Below are 17,421 nucleotides of genomic sequence, written 5' to 3' on the forward strand. Positions count from 1 at the left end.
GAACGCTGGCATTCCTATATCGACGTGCCTGCGTCCGACGGTAGGACTATGGGAGCATCAAAATCCAGTCCGGTCGCTGGCATGCCGCAGCTAGTCAGTCCAAACCGTCGTAGCTGATCGGCGCTGGTGCAGTTGCTTGCCCGGTCCCACAGGTTGGCTAGGCACCACAACGCATCATCGTCGCCACGGTCGATAGCGCGCCGATACATGACCTCGGCTTCAGTGTAGTCCCCCGCCTGCTCGCGAAGCGCGGCCAGGTGCTTAAGCGCCTGCGTGTCACCGCGATCCGCAGCTTGACGATACAGAGGCTCAGCACCGAGGAGATTGCCTTCCCGTTCTCGCCATACGGCCAGGTTTTGCAGGATGTCGGTATAGCCGCGATCGGCAGCTTGTATGGCTAATGCTTCGGCGCCGACGCGATCGCCTGCTCGCTCCCGCAGCGGTGCCAGGTCTCGCAAAGCATTGGCGTCGCCACGGTCAGCGGCTTGTAGAGCGAGTGCCTCGGCGCTGGCGTGATCGCCCCTTCGTTCTCTCAGTTGCGACAGGTGCCACAACGCCCGAGTGTTGCCGTGGTTAGCCGCCTCAAGGGCTAACACCTCGGCGCCAGTTGCGTCCCCTGCCTGTTCCCGCAGCCGGGCTAGGTCCCACCACGCTTCTGTGTAGCCCCGATTGACCGCCAGCTGATACAAGTCAGCGGCGGAGGCGGTATCTCCGGCCGCCTGCCGTAACTCAGCTAGGTCCCGCAACGCCTGGATGTCGCCGCGGTCGGCCAACTGCTGGAACAAGTCGGCGGCGGAGGCGGTATCTCCGGCCGCCTGCCGTAACTCAGCTAGGTCCCGCAACGCCTGGATGTCGCCGCGGTTGGCAGCCTGCTGGTACAAGTCCATGGCTGCAGCGGTGTCCCCGGCGGCCTCGCATCGTTCAGCAAGGTCCCGCAGCAACTCGGTGTTGCCTTGATCGGCGGCGCGGACAGCTATGGCTCCGGCGCCGGCAATGTCGCCTTCTCCGTAGCGATGTCGTACCAGATCCCGCAGCGCACGGGTGTCGCCGCCGCTAGCTGCCTCCAACGCCAGCATCTCGGCACCATCGGCGTCGCCGGCCTGCTGCCGCAGATGCGACAGGTCCCGCAACGCCCCCTTGTCGCCGCGCTCAGCTGCCTGCCGGTACAGGGCCACGGCGCGGGCACGATCAAACGTCATGCTGTGCTGGAAGGCAAGCTCACGCAGCACCTGTGTGTTGCCGTAGTCGGCGGCCTGGGTAGCGATGGCCTCGGCGCTCGCCGAATCCCCTAGCCGCTCAGCCGCCAAGGCCATGAGCCGCAACACGTCGGTATCGCCGTGATCGGCAGCTTGCTGAAGTAAGGCGGCGGCAGCGTCGCGGTCACCGTTCGACACTCGAAATCTAGCGAGGTACATGAGGCTGCGGCTGTCACCGTGAGCGACAGCCATCCGATAGAGGTTGACGGCGTGTTGGTATCGACCTCGTTTTCGAGCATGATCGGCAAGGCGACGTAGCAGGTCGGGGTCGCTGACGGTCTTAGCGGTAGCGATCCAAAAGCTGTCGGGAGGAAAAGCTGCAGCGCGTTCGGCGCGGCCACTCTGTTCCAAATAGTCGGCCAAGCGGTAGCGGGGTTCGCCAGATGAGTTGGCGAGGTCTCCAGGTCGGGCACGGATCCGTGTCAAGGGGCCGCGAACGCCGTGGCAGGGTTCTTCGGTGTAGTCCAAAGCCCTTTCAAGCCAACCTTCACCGGCCTGCTGCCATTCCAGATCGGTCAGATAGCCAGGGGCCGCCTGTTCCAATAGACTATGCGGGATCTGCACCGAATACCCAATCCGTCGTGCATCGATCGCTACGTCGATAACAGCTCTGGCTGCAGGAAATGCATTGCGGTAGCGAGCCGACAACTCCGGCACACCGGCCAGGTGCTGGGTAACCCGCCCATCAGCGGCGTGCCTGACGGCGTGCCTCAGTCGGACATCCCCAGTTGCGGCATCGGCCAGCGCTCTCAGTTCGGCTGCGGTGAAGGCCTCCGGGACCCGCATGTCGGCGCCAGAAAGCAGCTGTCGCGCTTGGGCGTACTGATCGGGTTTCTCCACCTTGGGAGCAGCCGTTAGCGTTGTCCAATACTCCGGCCACAGTGTCGCGAGAACCAGCACTGGACCCCGCGCCGGGTCGGCAAGCAGGGTCCGCAGCCCAGCCGCGATCCTTTCACCCACTCCAGGATCAGCCGTGAGCAGATAGTGCTGTGCTTCATTGAGCCATACCACTGTGCGCGGCCCCACATCAGCTACCGCCCGGGCAGCGGCCTCCGGACGAGAAGGGTCGATCGGATGCCAGAGCTGCCACCGCTCATCCAGGACCTGAATCGCCTCCCAGCAAGCCCGGGTCTTTCCGGTCGACGAGCCCCCCACCAGAACCACGAACTCGCTGCGTCCGTTGGCAGCGGACTGCACCGCCTCGCGGAGCCGTGCATCGTGTCCCCGAGACACATACGGTGGCATCTTCGGTAGCACGCCGTCGTGGCCGGGCACGTCCATCGCCCGGTGCACCTCCAGCCTCAGGGGATCGCAGTCGCTGATCGGCTTACCGAGCCGGGAGCGCTCCGGTACAGACCTGGCGGGGCGAGTCCGTGGCCGACCGGCGCGGGCGCTGTGGTCACGGCGGGCCCGTTCGTGCAGCTCCTGCCACCAGGCCCAGCCCTCCGCTCGATAAGAGCTGGTTCGCTGTGCAGCCATGGGCTGCAGGAAGGTCACAAGAAACCTCACCGCTCGTGGGTCCTGCGGCAGGTGCCGACCACCGAACCAGTCGCTGAGGCTACGCGGCGCCAGCAGGACTGAGGGCTCCTGTCGTCCAGCCTGCTTAATCAGCAGCCGATGCTCCGGTCTACCAGCGGCCTCGTATAGCTCACGCAGTGCAGAAGCGAATCGGTCCGCGGCAGAGGACTCGGTCGTCACCTGGCTACCCTCTTCGAGCCGGATCCGGGCCGGATCCGGGCCGGAGTTTTTCCCACCGGTTGCGACCTGGCCATTCCCGCATTTTAGCGGACGGCGGATCGCCGGAAAACGACCGGAGCGGCAGAAAAGAGCGACAGCAACGCCTCAGTTCGACTATGGAGACCTGGATGCCGAACCTTCCTGACTTACTCGACACCACGGCAGCGACGGCCAGCGCCGGCGGGCTGCTCTACGCCACTACGGTGACGGCAGCGGCACTCACCGCCCTTCTCACCCGAACCCCCACCCGCCGCCGCACCGCCGTCGAGATCCTCAAGATCTTGCTTCGCCGCCGCTCGTAATGCACAACTTTGCCCGGGTCCCGGACCGGGACGGGACCCGGGCTTGGTCACACGTCCGTCCGCTGATCGATCGCTGCCTCGTAGAAGGCGTCCGCGAGCGCCATGATGACGGCGTTGATGTCCGGGCCGTCGCTGAAAAAGTAGACGGCCATTGTGTTGTGGGCCTCCTGGTTGTCGACGACCGCCTCAGTGACCGCCGCTTGAAGGTCCTGCGACTCCATGAACTGCCTCTTCGAGTTCACCTTGGCCTGGTTGACCAAGCCCGGATAGGCGAGCAGCCACTGCACGAGCCCTTGCACGAACTCACGGACCTGGGAGGCGGAAAACGACTCGGCACCGAAAAGGTCGTTCATCTTGTCGATGACCACCTGTAGGGCGACGTACTTCGGTTCTCTCCGGGTGCCGGTGCCCGCAGCGCCGATGCCCTTGAGCTGGCCCTCACCGGTCAGTGAGGTGTCGGCCGCCGTCGCCTTGGTGTGCTTTACCCCGACCAGTACCACGTCGGAAAGGTCGACCTCTGCAGCCCAGGAGGCATCTGCGATGACCTTCTCAAGGAGCCGCAGGAAAATCGACAGGGGCTCCATGTAGGGGTCGCCGTAGTTGACGATCTGGCTCATGAAGTCGTAAAGCCGGACGTAGGTGGAGACGTCCTTGCGGAACAGGTCGAGGGTGTTAAGGGTGACCTTGTCGTCGGCCTCCATCGCTGCCGCATAGCGGCGGGCGAAGTCGTTCTTGGCCAGGCTCATCGCCGCGCGTGCCGTCCGAACAGGCGCCGCACAGTCTACGACCGGTGCCCTTGCGCGACGGGTCCGTCCTGCTGCCCTTATCCCCGCACGCCGACTTCGCCCCCATCGCTGGCCACAGGACTCGCCATATGGAGCGCCGAACGGAGGGCCCATCGACCCGCGCCGCCAGCAGGCCCGTAAGCCACAACCGGCGCGCCATGATGGGCGCCGGTAGCGGTACTTCTCAAGAGACCGACAGGCAACACCGCACGACGCAGCCGGACACCAGCGCGCCGGACACCCTGCTCCCGATCTGCTCCCAATTCAAGGGGCAAGACGGCAGACGCCCGTTACCGGCTACTCCGGCGACGGGCGTCTGACCTGCATACATGCATGGTGGGCGATACTGGGATCGAACCAGTGACCTCTTCGGTGTGAACGAAGCGCTCTCCCGCTGAGCTAATCGCCCTCAGCGCGCATGACTCTACCCGATCACCCGCCCGGACCAAAAACCGGCCCTCAGTGCGTCGCGAGGTAGTGCAGCGCCTGCGCCACGACGTCGATGCCGAGGCTGTACTTGAGCGACAGCCACACCACGACGGACACGAACACGAGCCCGACCGCGCCCAACACGAACCGCACTCCCAGTGACTGTCGCTTCACCCATTGCGTCCAGGAGTTGACGTGCCGGCGGGTGAACGCGAGCAGCCGTCGCGCCCAGTGGAACTCGACGGCCCAGACGCCGAGGCCGGCGATGACCAGCAGCCAGCCGGGCCCGGGCAGCGGGATCAGCGCGATGCCGACGGTGACCACGATCGCGCCGAGGATGCCGATGAAGATCTTCAGGGCGACGCGGCCGGTGGGGTTGGCACGGATGAGTTCGAGGGTGGTGTGCAGGCGCAGCCGCCAGCCACGCCGGCGTCGGCGCTGCTCCATGAGAGCGCCTCGCGACCGCCCTTCCACAGGCACCTCGTACCCCCGACTTTCGGCTGTTCGGGCCGCACCTTTCGGCGAATCGCCAGTGGTCCGCGACGTCACCGACCCGCCCCCCGTGACCATTTCCACCCCCAGTGTCGCGCGGGACCGTCACCCCTGCTGACGACTGGACGTTACCGGAGTAAGTCGACGACTGAACCACCCGTTGCCGGGCGGGACGACGGAGTGGGCGGAACCGGAAATTCTACGTGGGGCCGAGTGGTTCCCGGGGGCTTTCGGAACCCCTTCCCACCACTGGGTGAAGTCAGCGTATGGCGGAGCGTAGCCAGGAGCAGCACCTGAGTATGGGAAAAGCGGGACACGCGCGTTCCGCAGCGGTGCCGGGGGGAGAACGTCCATGAGTGTCATCCGACCGACGACCGTAGAGGTCGAGACGTCGCTAAGGCTCGTCGCGCCTGACGCCACCGCCTTGCCGGTGCGTGCCAGTCTGCGTTACGACCCTGCTGACCCGTATGCGGTCCATGTCCTGTTTCACGCCGAGTCCGCCGGTGGCGAGGCGGTGAGCTGGTCGTTCGCACGCGAACTCCTGGTCACCGGGCTCGACGAACCGGCCGGCATCGGTGATGTGCGGGTCTGGCCGTGGGCCACACCGCGCGGCGACTTCGTCGCGCTCGCGCTGTCGTCCCCGGACGGCAACGCCCTGTTCGAGGTTCCGCGCAGCGTGCTGGTGCGCTTCCTGCGCCGGACCTACGTCGTCGTCCCGCGCGGCCGTGAGGCCGAGCACCTGGACGTCGACACCGCGGTGAACCGGCTGCTCGCCGGTCGCTGACACGGCAACACCCGGGGCCGCGCGGATCTGCCGAGTCCGCGCGGCCCCGGGCCGTCTCACCGGGGTACGCCTCAGCCGCGCGTGGTGATTCCGCCGTCGACCGGGATGACCGCGCCGGTCAGGTACGCGCCGGCGCGCGACGCCAGGTAGATCGCCGTGCCCGCCATGTCCTCGGGCCGTCCGATCCGGCCCAGCGGCACCTGTTGCTCGATCGCCGAGCGCGACTCGGGGTTGTCGAGCGCGAAGGCCATCATCTTGCTCTCGAACGGGCCGGGCGCGATCGCGTTGACGGTGATCCGCTCGCCGGCGAGCTGGTGGGCGAGGCTGCGGGTGAGCATGTGCACGGCGGCCTTGGTGGCCGAGTACGCGTACACCTCCATCCACGGCACCCGGATGCCGTCGACCGATCCGATGTTGATCACGCGGGCGGGGTCGTCGGCGCCGGCCGCGGCGCGCAGTTGCGGCAGCAGCGCGGTGGTGAGCCGGAAGACGGCCTTGACGTTGACCGCCCAGAGCTTGTCGAAGGCGCCCTCCGGGTACTCCTCCAGCGGCGCGCCCCAGGTGGCGCCCGCGTTGTTCACCAGCACGTGCAGCCGGTCGTGGCGTTCCCGCACGGCTTCGGCGAGCGCCAGCGCGCCCGCGTCGCTGCCGAGGTCGGCCGGGATCGCCTCGCAGTGCCCTTCGGCGGAGAGTTCCTTGGCGACCGACTCGCACACGTCGGCCTTGCGCGAGGAGATGATCACCTTTGCGCCGGCCCGTACGAAGCCCTGCGCGATCATCAGCCCGATCCCCCGCGAACCGCCGGTGACCAGGACCGTCTTGCCGTCGACCGAGAACAGTTCCGTCATGCCCATCCCATCGCCGTCGCCCGGCCGCGGGCCGGTCGGCCGACCCGGGGCTTACCGCTCGGTAACCTAACCGTCGGCCGTGCGTGCCGACAAGACCGCCTCCGCGCGGGCGAAACCGTCGAGATGCAACGTGCGGCCGGGCCGGTTACCGTCGGGGAGATGGTCACTACCGGTCAGCCCTCCCCGGCCACCCGCACCGGCCCGCCGGAGTCGCGCCCCGGCGCCGACGAGATCCTCACCGGTGCGCTCGGCGACCTCGCCGCCGAGCCCGGCTGGCCCCGGCCGGTCCTGCTCGACCGCGACGTGCTGATCCTGGTCACGCACGGTCATGGCACCGCCGAGCTGGACTTCCGGCCGGTGCCCTGCCGGCCCGGCACACTGCTGCGCGCGTACCCCGGTCAGGTGTTGCGGTGCGTCGGCGCGCAGCTCGACGCGACAGTGGTGAGCTGGCGGCCGGACGCGCTGGCCGGCCTCGACGTCGACCCGGACGCGGTGCCCGCCCACCGTCAGCTCGCCGGTGAGGACGAGGACGCGGTGATCAGCGAGGTCAGCCAGCTCGCGGTGGACGCCGAACGGCACGCGATGGTGCCTCCCGCCGCGGCGCTGCTGCGTCACCAGCTCGCGGTGCTGCTGCTGCGGCTGAGCCTGCTGCCACACCCGGAGAACGGGGCCGCGCCCCGCGCCGAGACCGACACGTTCCGGCGGCTGTGCCGCGAGGTGGAACGCGGCTACCGGCACACCCGCCGGGTGGAGGACTACGCCGCCCAGCTGGGCTGTTCGGTGCGTACGCTGACCCGGGCCTGCCTGGCGGTGACCGGGCGCAGCGCCAAGCAGGTCATCGACGAGCGGGTCGCGTTGCAGGCGTGCCGGCTGCTGGCCGCCACCGACGAGTCGATCGCCCGGATCGGCCGGGACCTGGGTTTTCCCGAGCCGACGAACTTCGGCCGCTTCTTCACCCGGGAGGTCGGGGTGAGCCCGGGGACGTTCCGGGCCAACCGGGAGCGCCCGCTACCCGTCCGTCTGGTGCGACCACGGCCGCCCGCCGACTCCCCCGCACCCACCGGCCAGGCATGATGGCACTGTGCAGATCTCCGCGCGCGGCGACTACGCGGTCCGGGCAGCCCTGAGCCTGGCCACCGCGTACCCCACCCTGCTGTCCACCCAGGCCATCGCGGCGGAGCAGGACATGCCGCGCAAGTTCCTCGAGGCGGTCCTGGCCGACCTGCGCCGGGCCGGGGTCGTCCGGGCCCAGCGCGGCGCCGAGGGCGGCTACACGCTGGCCCGGCCGCCGCGCGAGATCACCATCGGGCACGTGTTGCGCGCCGTCGACGGCCCGCTCGCCGGGGTACGCGGGCTGCGCCCCGAGGAGACGCAGTACGAGGGGGCGGCGGAGAACCTGCCCCGCCTCTGGGTGGCGGTACGCGCCTCGGTGCGCCGGGTGGTCGACGAGGTGAGCCTGGACGAGCTGGTCAGCGGCCGGCTGCCGGCGCACGTGCGCAAGCTGACCGCCCAGCCGGACGCGTGGGAGCCGCGCTGACTCACAGCGTGCTGACCACCTCCTCGTACGGCAGGCGCGGCAGCCGTTCCCGCCAGGCGTCCGGCGCCGGGCGGCCGATGTTCATCAGCAGCAGCACCCGGTGCCGCCCGTCCGGGAAGAACTCCCGCTCCACAGCGGCCGCGTCGAACCCGGCCATCGGCCCGGCGGCCAGCCCGGCGGCGCGTACCCCGACCAGCAGGTAGCCGATCTGGAGCGCGGCGTTGAACCGGGCCTGGGCCTCCCGCCCGGCCGGGTCACCGGTGAACCAGTCCCGCGCGCCGGGGCGGTGCGGGAACAGTTCGGGCAGCCGGTCGTGCCAGTCCACGTCGGCGGCGAGCACCGCGGTCAGCGGCGCGCCGGCCGTCTTGTCCCGGTTGCCGGCGCTGACGTACGGCAGCAGCCGCGCCCGGGCCGCCGCCGAGCGCAGCAGCAGCACCCGCAGCGGCTGGGCGTTCATCGCGGTCGGGCCGTACCGGACCAGGTCGTGGATGGCGCGTACCTGCTCGTCGCCGACCGGTTCGTCGGTGAACGCGTTGGCCGTGCGGGCCGCCCGGAACAGCAGGTCCTGGGCGGCCCGGTCGAGCGCGATCAGCTCGTCGGCGGCGGTGGTCACCACGCCTCGGGCCAGTCGCCGAGTGTGGTGGTGTAGCCGCCGCGGTGATGCAGCAGCGGGTCGCCGTCCTCGCCCGCGCCGAGCGCGAGCGGCTCGCCGAGCAGGATGGTGTGGTCGCCGGCCTCGATCCGGCGCACCACCCGGCACAGCAGCACGGCGAGCGCGTCGCCGATCAGCGGCACGCCGAACGGCCCGGTGGTCCAGCCCGGGTGGGCGGTGAACCGGTCGATGCCGCTGGTGGCGAAGATCTGCGCGATCTCCTGCTGGCCGGAGGCGAGCAGGTGCACGGCGACGTGTTCGGCCTGCTCGACGGTGGGCCAGCTCGACGAGGCGCGGCCCAGGCAGACCGAAACCAGCGGCGGGTCCAGCGACACCGAGGTGAACGAGGTGGCGGTGAAGCCGGCCGGCGGCAGGACCGGCCTCATCCGGTTGCCGCGCAGGCCGGGGGTGGTGACCACGGTGACGGTGGACGCCTGGCGGCGCAGCAGGCCGCGGAACGAGTCGACGTCGACCGGGCGCAGCTCGACCGTTCCGGCGCCGGGCCGGTCCACGGTGGTCACGACGCCACCAGCTCACGGGTCGCGTAGACGCTGGCCGGCCGGGGCAGCCCGTAGTGCTCGCGCAGCGTGCGCCCCGTGTACGCGGACCGGAACAGCCCGCGCCGGCGCAGCAGTGGTACGACGTGGTCCACGAAGTCCTCCAGTCCGTCGGGGAGCAGCGGTGGCATGACGTTGAAGCCGTCGGCGGCGCCCTGGGTGAACCAGAGCTCGATCTGGTCGGCGATCTGTTCCGGGGTGCCGACCACGACGCGGTGCCCGCGTCCACCGCCGAGGCGGCCGATGAGCTGCCGGAGCGTGAGCCGTTCCCGCCGGGCCAGCTCGACGACGAGCTGGTAGCGGCTCTGGTGCGACTGCACCGTGCCGGCGTCGGGCAGGTCGGGCAGCGGGCCGTCCAGCGGCAGCCCGGTCAGGTCGAGGCCGGTCATGCCGGAGAGCTGGGCGAGCGCGTGCTCGGGCACGATCAGGGCCTCCAGTTCGTCGGCGAGGTCGCGGGCCTCCTTCTCCGTACCCCCGATGACCGGCGCGATACCGGGCAGCACCTTGACCAGGTCGGGATCACGTCCGGCGTCGGCGGTGGCCCGTTTCAGCGCGGCGTAGAACGCCTGGCCGTCGGCGAGCGTCTGCTGGGCGGTGAACACGGCCTCGGCGTACCGGGCGGCGAACGCGATCCCGTCGGCGGACGAGCCGGCCTGCACCAGCAGCGGCCGGCCCTGCGGCGCGCGGGGCGTGTTCAGCGGCCCGCGGACCCGGAACCGCTGCCCGGCGTGGTCGATCTCGTGCACCCGGGCGGTGTCGGCGAAGACGCCCGCGGCGGTGTCCAGGACCAGCGCGTCGTCCTCCCAGCTGTCCCAGAGCTTGATCGCCACGTCGACGTACTCGGCGGCCCGCCGGTAGCGGTCGGCGTGCGCCGGGTGGTCGTCGAGGTTGAAGTTGCGGGCCTCCCGGGCCTGGGCGGAGGTGACGATGTTCCAGCCGGCCCGGCCGCCGCTGAGGTGGTCCAGCGACGCGAACGCGCGGGCCAGGTTGAACGGCTCGGTGTACGTGGTGGAGGCGGTGGCGATCAGGCCGATGTGCTCGGTCGCGGTGGCGATCGCGGCGAGCAGCGTGATCGGCTCGAAGACGGCCTGGATGTTGTGGCGTACGGCCGGTCCGACGGCGAGCCCGTCGGCGAGGAACACCGAGTCGAGCGTGCCCCGCTCGGCGATGCGGGCCAGGTTCTGGAAGTGGCGGACGTCGGCCAGGCGGCTCGGGTCGGCGCGGGGGTGCCGCCAGGCCGCCTCGTGGTGGCCGACTCCCATCAGGAAGGCGTTGAGGTGCAGGGTCCGGGACATGACGGTTCCTCTCAGGCGGTGGTGACGTCGACGCGCCAGGTGGAGAAGCGGCGTTCCCCGGCGACGAGGAGCTGGTTGACCACCAGCCCGATGGCGGAGATGGTGATGATCCCGGCGTACATGTCGGGGATCGCGAAGTTGTACTGCGCGTAGTTCACGAGGTAGCCGAGCCCGGCCTTGGCGCCGACCATCTCGGCGGCGACGAGCACCAGAATCGAGTACGCCCCGGCGAGCCGGACGCCGGTGAACACGGTCGGCACGGCCGCCGGCAGGATCACCTTCTGGAACAGCCGCAGGTGGTTGAGCCCCATCGAGCGGGCCGAGCGGATCAGCAGCGGGTCGACGCCCTTCACGCCGGCGACGGTGTTGAGCAGGATCGGCCAGGAGCAGGCGTAGACCACCAGGGCGATCTTCGACGTCTCGCCGAGCCCGAGGATGAGCACGAAGACCGGCAGCAGCGCCAGCGCGGCGGTGTTGCGGAACACCTCCAGCAGCGGGCTGAGCAGGTCCGCGAGCGGCCGGTACCAGCCGATCAGCAGGCCGAGCGGGATGGCGGTGACCACGGCGAGCGCGAGCCCGGTCAGCGAGCGGGTGAGACTGGCGCCGACGTGGTCGGCGAGCTGGCCGGTGCGCAGCAGCTCCCACCAGGCGGCGAGCACCTCGGACAGCGGGGGCAGGAAGACCCGGTCGACCAGCCCGGCGCGGGGCACCGTCTCCCAGATCGCGGCCAGCGCCAGCAGCGCGGCGCTGCGGTGCAGCGCCCGGCCGCCGAGGCCGAGCAGGCGTGCGGGCCGGCCGGGCGCGACGGCCGGGGCGGGCGGGACGGCCACCGGCCGGGCCGGCGGTGCGGCGACGTCAACCAACGCGGGCCTCCTCGCGTACGGCGGACTGCGCGGCGCGTACCTCGTCGCGCAGCAGCGTCCAGATCTGGTGCCGGTGGTGGCGGAACGCGCCGGTGGAGCGGACGTCCTCCTCGGCCTCCCGGTCGCCCAGCTCGATGTCGATGACCTGCTTGATCCGGCCGGGCCGGGACGTCATCACGGCGACCCGCTGACCGAGGTGCACCGCTTCGTCGATGCCGTGCGTGATGAACACGATCGTCTTGCCGGTGGCCTGCCAGATCCGCACCAGCTCGTCCTGCAGCGAGTCGCGGGTCTGCGCGTCGAGCGCGGCGAACGGCTCGTCCATCAGCAGCACGTCCGGGTCGTACGCGAGGCTGCGGGCGATGGCGACGCGCTGCTTCATGCCGCCGGACAGCTCGTGCGGGTAGCGGTCGGCGAAGCCGGTCAGCCCGACCAGGTCGAGGTGGTACGCGACCAGGTCGGCGCGCTCGGCGCGGGGCAGGCCCTTGGCCTCCAGTCCGAACGCGACGTTGCCGGCGGCGGTGCGCCAGGGCAGCAGCGCGTACTGCTGGAAGACGATGCCCCGGTCCAGGCCGGGCCCGGTGACCGGGCGGCCGTCCACGAGCACCTGCCCGGCGGTCGGGGTGGCCAGCCCGCCGAGCAGGTCGAGCAGTGTGGACTTGCCGCAGCCGCTGGGGCCGACGACGACGAGGAACTCGCCGGGGCGTACCCCGAGGGTGAGGTCGTCGAGCGCGGTGACCGCGCCGCCGCTGCCACGCCGGCCCGGGAAGACCTTGCGCACCCGGTCGAAGAGGATCTTGTCGGTGCTCACGCGCCACCACCGGGGGTCGCGGCGGCGTTGAACCGGTTGGTGTAGAGGTCGGACGGTTTCGGCCGCTCGCCCTTGAGTTCGCCGGTGTCGGCCAGCCAGTCGATCCAGGTGGCGAACTCCCGGTCGGTGATGAGGCCGCCGGGTTCGGCGACGCCGCTGGACTTCCAGTACTCGACGAGCGTGGTGTCCTCGTTGCGTCCGCGCTTGGCGATGATCGCCTTGAGCCGGGCCACCACGGTCTCGCGCGGCTGGGTGCGCGCCCACTCGATCGCCTTGCCCACCGCGGTGACGAACGTCCGGACGGTGTCCGGGTTACGGGTGAGGAAGTCGTCGCGGAAGACGTAGCTGCCGGCGCTGAACGCGCCGAGCAGTTCGTAGTCGGTGAAGACGGTGCGGATGCCGCCGTTCGCGACCGCCTTGTCGCGGATCACGCCGCCGAGCACGGCGACGTCGATCTGCCGGGCGCGCAGCGACTGTTCGGTGTTGACCGGCGGCAGCGCGACCAGCTCGACAGTGGCGATCTCGGCGGCGGTGAGGCCGCCGCGGGCCAGCCAGGTGCGCAGGACGGCCTCGGCGTGCGCGCCGAGCGTGTTCATGCCGACCCGCTTGCCGATCAGGTCGCGCGGGCCGCGGATCGGGCTGCCGTCGAGCACGTAGTAGCCCTGGAACGTCTGCGCGTCGGAGCCGTAGTAGCTGACCACCGCGGTGATCGGGGCGTTGGCGGCCTGGAGCTTGACGATCGCGCCGTTGAACGCGCCACCGAAGTCGCTCTGGCCGGTGGCGGTGGCCTGGATGTCGGCCGGGCCGCCGGTGACGTTGCCGATCCAGTTGAGTTTGACGTCACCGAGGTAGCCGAGGTCGGCGGCGAGTTCGGGGAGGGTCACCTGGCCCACCGAACCCTGGTAGCGCAGTTCCTTGGTCTGTGCGCCGGCGGCGGCGTCGGCGCCGCACGCGGTGGCGGTGGTGAGGGCGAGCAGGGCGACGGCGGCGGTGAGGGCACGCCGCGGTGATCGGGTCGAGGGCATGGCGGAGTCTCCTGATCTGTCCACGATGCGGTGGAGGGGGCCCGCGCGGGGCCGGTGAGCACGCCGTGCCGCGCCGGGCCACGGTGCGCCGGCTGCGGGAACGGACGGGCGGAGAGGGAACGACGAGCGCTCGGCTCAACAGAGCGCGCTCGCGTGCCGGACCAGGTCGACGTGCACGCGAGCGGTGAGGAGAAGCTCGTCCCGCTGCGACATGCCCTCATGCTGCCGACCGTTCTCCACGCCGGTCAATGCCCTTCCAGACAGTGAGACTTTCATCGCTGGCTTTGTTACGACCCACCCCCACCAGCATTTACGACTCCTTAACACCTACCCGTTGGATAGAGATTTTGCCGGGCGGCAGTCCCACCGTCCAGAGCGGACCGGGCAGGGTTTCGCGAATCGTCGATCCGGGCATGTTCGATGCCGCGAAGGCATGCAGACGACTGCAGAGGCAGGGAGAGAAGGAGGCACCCCCGATGGGCGTCCAGTTCCGCAAGCGTAAGAAGTACGGGCCGCTGATCCTCCACTTCACCCAGAACGGCTTCTCGTCGTGGAGCATCAAGATCGGCCGCTGGTCCTGGAACTCGAACACCCGCGCCCACCGCGTGGACCTTCCGGGCCCGCTGTCCTGGAAGCAGGACAAGGCCTGACCTTTCCCGACGACGAGCGGGGTGCCGGCGATGTGCCGGCACCCCGCTCGTCGTCTGCGGACCGGGTTCGCGGTTCCGCCCGCCCCCGCACCCCGGCGACCGGAGAATCGCCGCATGACGGACCTGTTCCTGCGGCGGATACGACGGCGGGCCGTGGTGGCCTGCGCGCTCATGCTCGTCGGCTACTTCCTCGTGCCGGTCGAGGCCGACCCGAACGGCCTGCGGCTGGTCCTGCGCTCGCTGGGCACAGTGGTGCTGGTGGCCGTGATCGCGTTTCTGGTCACCGGCCAGGTACGCCGCCAGCTCGTCAAGGACCAGCCGACCGGCCGGGACGAGGACCGGGCGCTGACCCGGCTCGCGGTCGCGCTGGTCGCCGGGCTGCTGGTCTTCGCGCTCGGCGACTACGTGGTGGCGAACACCCGGCCCGGCGAGTTCGCTGGGCTGCGGACCCGGGTCGACGCGCTCTACTTCGCGCTGGCCACCCTCACCACTGTCGGCTACGGCGACGTGCACGCCCAGGGCCAGATCGCCCGGGTCGCGGTGTGCGCGCAGATGGTGTTCAGCATCGGTGTGGTCGCCACCGGAGCGTCGATAGTGGTCAAGCAGATGACCCAGCGTTCGGCACGGCGCTGATCGACACGTCCCCGCCGAGCCGGCCGTGCTCGGGATCGCGGGTCACCGCGCCGGAGGCGAGCAGCGAGGCCAGCGCCCGGTTGGCGTCGGCGGCCCGGTAGACGGTCGCCGTGGTGGCGAAGCGGCGCAGCTCGGTGACCGTACGCGGACCGGAGCGGGCCAGCTCGGCCAGCAGCTCGCGACGCAGCGGGCCGGGCTCCGGGTCGAGCGAGATGTCGAGCAGCCGCCCCTGCGGGTCGGCCGGGTCGCGGTAGCGCACGCCGGCGTACTCGTCGACCGCCCAGAGCGCCTCCTTGACCGTCTCCAGCCCTCGGTCCGAGCCGGTGGCGTAGCCGACCAGCCGCGCCGGGCCGTCCCCGTCGGGCACCAGCTCGACCTCGGTGGCGAGCGGGAACCCGGCGGCGCTCAGCGCCGGGCGCAGCGACCGGCCGGGCGCGGTGACCAGCAGCAGCTCGGCCGGGCGCCCGGACGCGGCGGCGGCGAGCAGGGCCGGGTCCGGGTCGGCGCCGTCGGCCACGGTGAGCAGCGGCGCGCCGGCCGCGCCCGCGGCCTTGAGCGCCACCGGCAGCCGGTCCGGCCCGCCGGGCACCAGGTGCACGGCGACGTCGGCCGGGAGCGCGGCCTCGGCGGCGCCGAGCCGCGTCGCCAGGTCGGTGCCGTCGTCGGCCACCACCAGCACGGTCAGCCGCCGCCCGCGCAGCCGGTCGGCGAACTCGGCCACCACCCGCAACGCCTCTTCCGCGCCGGTGGCGTCACCCCCGGCGTACGCGAGCGCGAGCGTGGCCCGCCGCGCCCGGTGCAGCGCGGCGGGGAGCCAGTGGTCGAGCTGGCGGACGAGCAGCTCGCGCAGGACGGCGTCGGTCGACATGGTGCCGTTTCTACCGCACGGCGCGGCGGGACCGGCCGTGAACCCCGCTCAGACCGGGACGGAGATGCCCACGCCGCCGCGGGTCTGCCCGCCGTAGCGCTGCCGCTCGCGGTCCAGGTCGAGCCGCCCGATGCGGGTACGCGCGGCCAGCGCTGCGTCGTCGAGCAGCTCGGCCGGGACGATCCAGACGATCTCGAACTCCAGCCCGTCCGGGTCGCGGCCGTAGAGGCTCTTGGTGGTGCCGTGGTCGGACGCGCCGACCAGCGCTCCGGCGGCGGCCAGCCGCTCGGCGGTGGCGCCCAGCTCGTCGAGCGTGTCCAGCTCCCAGGCCAGGTGGTAGAGGCCGACGGTGGCCCGGCCGGCCTGGGACGCCCCGGCCGCCGCGCCGATCTCGAACAGCCCGAGGTCGTGGTCGTTGGTGGAGTCGGGCGCCTGGAGGAACGCGGCGCCGCGGAAGCCCTCGGGCGTCATCGGGACCCGCCGGAAGCCCAGCACGTCGCGGTAGAAGGCGACGCTGCGCTCCAGGTCACTGACGTAGAGGACGGCGTGGTTGAGTCGGTGGATGCCCATGCCACCGACCGTACCCCGATTTTGTTGAGCGTTCAACTATCGGCGCTATGATGGGCGTCATGACCCGGTGGCTGGACCCCGACGAGCAGCGGACCTGGCGCGCCTTCCTGACCGCCTCCCGGGCGCTGATGGACGCGCTCGACCGCGAGCTGCAACGCGACGCGGGCATGCCGCACGCGTACTACGAGATCCTGGTCCGCCTCTCCGAGGCCCCGGACCGGCCGCTGCGGATGAGCGAGCTGGCCGAGCTCACCGGCTCCTCGCGCAGCCGGCTCTCGCACGCCGCCGCCCGGCTGGAGGCGTCCGGGTGGATCCGCCGCGAGGACTGCCCCACCGACCGGCGCGGGCAGATCGCCGTGCTCACCGACACCGGCTTCGCCACCCTGGCCGCCGCCGCGCCCGGCCACGTCGAGGGGGTACGCCGGCACCTGTTCGACGCGCTCAGCCCGGCCCAGGTCGACCAGCTACGCCGGATCAGCGAGACGCTCGCCGAACACTTGACGGATTCGGGACCAAACTGATCCACTCCGGGTCTTGTACATACCGTCGCCGGACGAGCACGATGGGGCGTGTCCTCCGGCTTCGCTGACCTGACCGTCCAGGCGCACCAACTGGTGTCCGAAGGCGACCTCACCGGCGCGGAGCGGCTGCTCGCCGACGCGCTCAGCGACGCCGATCCCCGCCCCGACAACGCCTCCCCCGAGCTGGCCGAGGCGGCCGGACTCCAGGCCCGGGTGCTCGTCGCGCTCGGCGAGCCGCACTCCGCCCGCGGCTGGGCCGCGTTCGCGTACGCGGCCGCCACCCGGCTGTTCGGCCGCTCCGACGAGCGCACCGTCACCGCCGCCGCGACCCTCGCCGCGGTGCTGCACCGGGTCGGCAGCGACGCCCGGGCCGCCCGGCTCTACTCCGACGTCATCATCGAGCTGACCGCCCGCGACGGCCCGGAATCGCAGCGGGTGCTCGCCGCGCACGCCGACCTGGCCACCGTGGAGTACGCGCGCGGCCAGTGCGAGGTGGCCCGCGACCGGTTGCAGGACGCCTGGGAGCTGCACCGGGAGGTCTACGGCGACGGCCACCCCAGCGGCATCAAGATGCTGGCGAAGCTCGGCGCGATGGAACGCGACTGCGGCCGGTACGCCGAGGCGCACGAGCACCTGACGCTCGCCGAGGAGCTGTGCCGCCTGCACCTGGACCCCGACGACCCGCTCGCCGCCCAGGTGGCCGGGCTGGCCCGCGCCGCCGCCGACCCGGACCACGTCTGCCCCGCGCCCCCGCCCCCGCGCGCGTACTCCACGGTGGCCAGGTCGGCCAGCGCGGCGAGCACCCG

The 17,421-nt window shown here is 71.1% G+C and carries 21 protein-coding genes and 1 tRNA gene; 8 read left to right on the forward strand and 14 right to left on the reverse strand.

Annotated elements, in window-relative coordinates; all coding sequences use genetic code 11:
• Positions 1–14: 14 nt before the first annotated feature.
• Positions 15–2,537 (reverse strand): tetratricopeptide repeat protein, encoded by a 2,523-nt coding sequence (locus BAW75_RS32100; protein WP_146074871.1) that lies wholly within the window; start codon positions 2,535–2,537, stop codon positions 15–17.
• A 572-nt stretch (positions 2,538–3,109) separates the two neighbouring features.
• On the opposite strand from BAW75_RS32100, the gene BAW75_RS19820 reads away from it, so the two are divergent.
• Positions 3,110–3,295 (forward strand): hypothetical protein, encoded by a 186-nt coding sequence (locus BAW75_RS19820; protein WP_064447230.1) that lies wholly within the window; start codon positions 3,110–3,112, stop codon positions 3,293–3,295.
• 47 nt (positions 3,296–3,342) lie between these two features.
• Here the strand turns inward: BAW75_RS19820 and BAW75_RS19825 are convergent, their stop codons facing one another.
• From BAW75_RS19825 to BAW75_RS19835, 3 genes are all read right to left on the reverse strand, one after another.
• Positions 3,343–4,041, reverse strand: a complete 699-nt coding sequence (locus tag BAW75_RS19825) for a hypothetical protein (RefSeq protein ID WP_064447229.1) — start codon at positions 4,039–4,041, stop codon at positions 3,343–3,345.
• A 373-nt stretch (positions 4,042–4,414) separates the two neighbouring features.
• Positions 4,415–4,489: transfer RNA gene (locus BAW75_RS19830), tRNA-Val, on the reverse strand.
• A 50-nt stretch (positions 4,490–4,539) separates the two neighbouring features.
• The gene (locus BAW75_RS19835; RefSeq protein WP_420915038.1) at positions 4,540–5,079 is read right to left on the reverse strand and encodes a TIGR02611 family protein; all 540 of its coding nucleotides are present in this window, start codon (positions 5,077–5,079) and stop codon (positions 4,540–4,542) included.
• 274 nt (positions 5,080–5,353) lie between these two features.
• Here BAW75_RS19835 and BAW75_RS19840 point away from each other — a divergent pair, with 274 nt between their 5' ends.
• A complete protein-coding gene (locus BAW75_RS19840) occupies positions 5,354–5,785 on the forward strand; it encodes an SsgA family sporulation/cell division regulator (RefSeq protein WP_007457244.1) in 432 nt (143 codons plus the stop codon).
• Positions 5,786–5,856: 71 nt separating this feature from the next.
• Here BAW75_RS19840 and BAW75_RS19845 read toward each other — a convergent pair whose 3' ends face one another.
• Complete coding sequence (locus BAW75_RS19845) at positions 5,857–6,633, reverse strand: glucose 1-dehydrogenase (protein WP_104114509.1); 777 nt, start codon at positions 6,631–6,633, stop codon at positions 5,857–5,859.
• 159 nt (positions 6,634–6,792) lie between these two features.
• Between BAW75_RS19845 and BAW75_RS19850 the strand changes: the two genes are divergently transcribed.
• Together BAW75_RS19850 and BAW75_RS19855 are read left to right on the forward strand one after the other, a co-directional pair.
• Entirely contained in the window at positions 6,793–7,707 is a 915-nt protein-coding gene (locus BAW75_RS19850; RefSeq protein ID WP_104114497.1) for a helix-turn-helix transcriptional regulator, read from the forward strand.
• A gap of 7 nt (positions 7,708–7,714) precedes the next feature.
• Positions 7,715–8,170 (forward strand): RrF2 family transcriptional regulator, encoded by a 456-nt coding sequence (locus BAW75_RS19855; RefSeq protein WP_104114498.1) that lies wholly within the window; start codon positions 7,715–7,717, stop codon positions 8,168–8,170.
• A gap of 1 nt (position 8,171) precedes the next feature.
• On the opposite strand, the gene BAW75_RS19860 is transcribed toward BAW75_RS19855, so the two are convergent.
• The 7 genes from BAW75_RS19860 to BAW75_RS33505 all read right to left on the reverse strand — a co-directional run bounded on the left by BAW75_RS19860 (position 8,172) and on the right by BAW75_RS33505 (position 13,649).
• Complete coding sequence (locus BAW75_RS19860; protein ID WP_104114499.1) at positions 8,172–8,783, reverse strand: malonic semialdehyde reductase; 612 nt, start codon at positions 8,781–8,783, stop codon at positions 8,172–8,174.
• Positions 8,780–9,343, reverse strand: a complete 564-nt coding sequence (locus tag BAW75_RS19865; RefSeq protein WP_104114500.1) for a flavin reductase family protein — start codon at positions 9,341–9,343, stop codon at positions 8,780–8,782. Before BAW75_RS19865 ends, BAW75_RS19860 begins: the two co-directional genes overlap by 4 nt.
• The gene (locus BAW75_RS19870) at positions 9,340–10,674 is read right to left on the reverse strand and encodes an LLM class flavin-dependent oxidoreductase (protein WP_104114501.1); all 1,335 of its coding nucleotides are present in this window, start codon (positions 10,672–10,674) and stop codon (positions 9,340–9,342) included. The genes BAW75_RS19865 and BAW75_RS19870 overlap by 4 nt, the downstream gene beginning before the upstream one ends.
• An 11-nt stretch (positions 10,675–10,685) precedes the next feature.
• Positions 10,686–11,537, reverse strand: coding sequence for an ABC transporter permease (locus BAW75_RS19875; RefSeq protein WP_104114502.1), 852 nt, complete (start codon positions 11,535–11,537; stop codon positions 10,686–10,688).
• Entirely contained in the window at positions 11,530–12,348 is an 819-nt protein-coding gene (locus tag BAW75_RS19880; RefSeq protein ID WP_208635279.1) for an ABC transporter ATP-binding protein, read from the reverse strand. The genes BAW75_RS19875 and BAW75_RS19880 overlap by 8 nt, the downstream gene beginning before the upstream one ends.
• Positions 12,345–13,373: an ABC transporter substrate-binding protein gene (locus tag BAW75_RS19885; RefSeq protein ID WP_104114503.1), complete on the reverse strand. Its 1,029-nt coding sequence runs from the start codon at positions 13,371–13,373 to the stop codon at positions 12,345–12,347. The genes BAW75_RS19880 and BAW75_RS19885 overlap by 4 nt, the downstream gene beginning before the upstream one ends.
• Before the next feature lie 135 nt (positions 13,374–13,508).
• On the reverse strand, positions 13,509–13,649 hold the full coding sequence (locus tag BAW75_RS33505) for a putative leader peptide (RefSeq protein ID WP_258545387.1): 141 nt from the start codon (positions 13,647–13,649) through the stop codon (positions 13,509–13,511).
• A gap of 200 nt (positions 13,650–13,849) precedes the next feature.
• Between BAW75_RS33505 and BAW75_RS19890 the strand changes: the two genes are divergently transcribed.
• A complete protein-coding gene (locus tag BAW75_RS19890) occupies positions 13,850–14,023 on the forward strand; it encodes a DUF4236 domain-containing protein (RefSeq protein ID WP_064498970.1) in 174 nt (57 codons plus the stop codon).
• A gap of 114 nt (positions 14,024–14,137) precedes the next feature.
• Positions 14,138–14,656 carry a potassium channel family protein gene (locus BAW75_RS19895; protein WP_104114504.1) on the forward strand — a complete coding sequence of 173 codons (519 nt, stop codon included), beginning with the start codon at positions 14,138–14,140 and terminating at the stop codon, positions 14,654–14,656.
• On the opposite strand, the gene BAW75_RS19900 is transcribed toward BAW75_RS19895, so the two are convergent.
• Both BAW75_RS19900 and BAW75_RS19905 read right to left on the reverse strand, forming a co-directional pair.
• Positions 14,622–15,524, reverse strand: a complete 903-nt coding sequence (locus BAW75_RS19900; RefSeq protein ID WP_104114505.1) for a hypothetical protein — start codon at positions 15,522–15,524, stop codon at positions 14,622–14,624. The two genes, BAW75_RS19895 and BAW75_RS19900, sit on opposite strands and share 35 nt — an antisense overlap.
• Positions 15,525–15,572: 48 nt before the next feature.
• The gene (locus tag BAW75_RS19905) at positions 15,573–16,094 is read right to left on the reverse strand and encodes a VOC family protein (protein ID WP_043325531.1); all 522 of its coding nucleotides are present in this window, start codon (positions 16,092–16,094) and stop codon (positions 15,573–15,575) included.
• Between the two features lie 50 nt (positions 16,095–16,144).
• Between BAW75_RS19905 and BAW75_RS19910 the strand changes: the two genes are divergently transcribed.
• Positions 16,145–16,615, forward strand: coding sequence for a MarR family winged helix-turn-helix transcriptional regulator (locus BAW75_RS19910; protein ID WP_104114511.1), 471 nt, complete (start codon positions 16,145–16,147; stop codon positions 16,613–16,615).
• A 48-nt stretch (positions 16,616–16,663) separates the two neighbouring features.
• Positions 16,664–17,421 (forward strand): tetratricopeptide repeat protein (locus BAW75_RS19915; RefSeq protein ID WP_146074872.1); only part of this gene is annotated, 758 nt, incomplete at its 3' end.

Source organism: Micromonospora chalcea, assembly GCF_002926165.1.
Taxonomy (GTDB): domain Bacteria; phylum Actinomycetota; class Actinomycetes; order Mycobacteriales; family Micromonosporaceae; genus Micromonospora; species Micromonospora chalcea.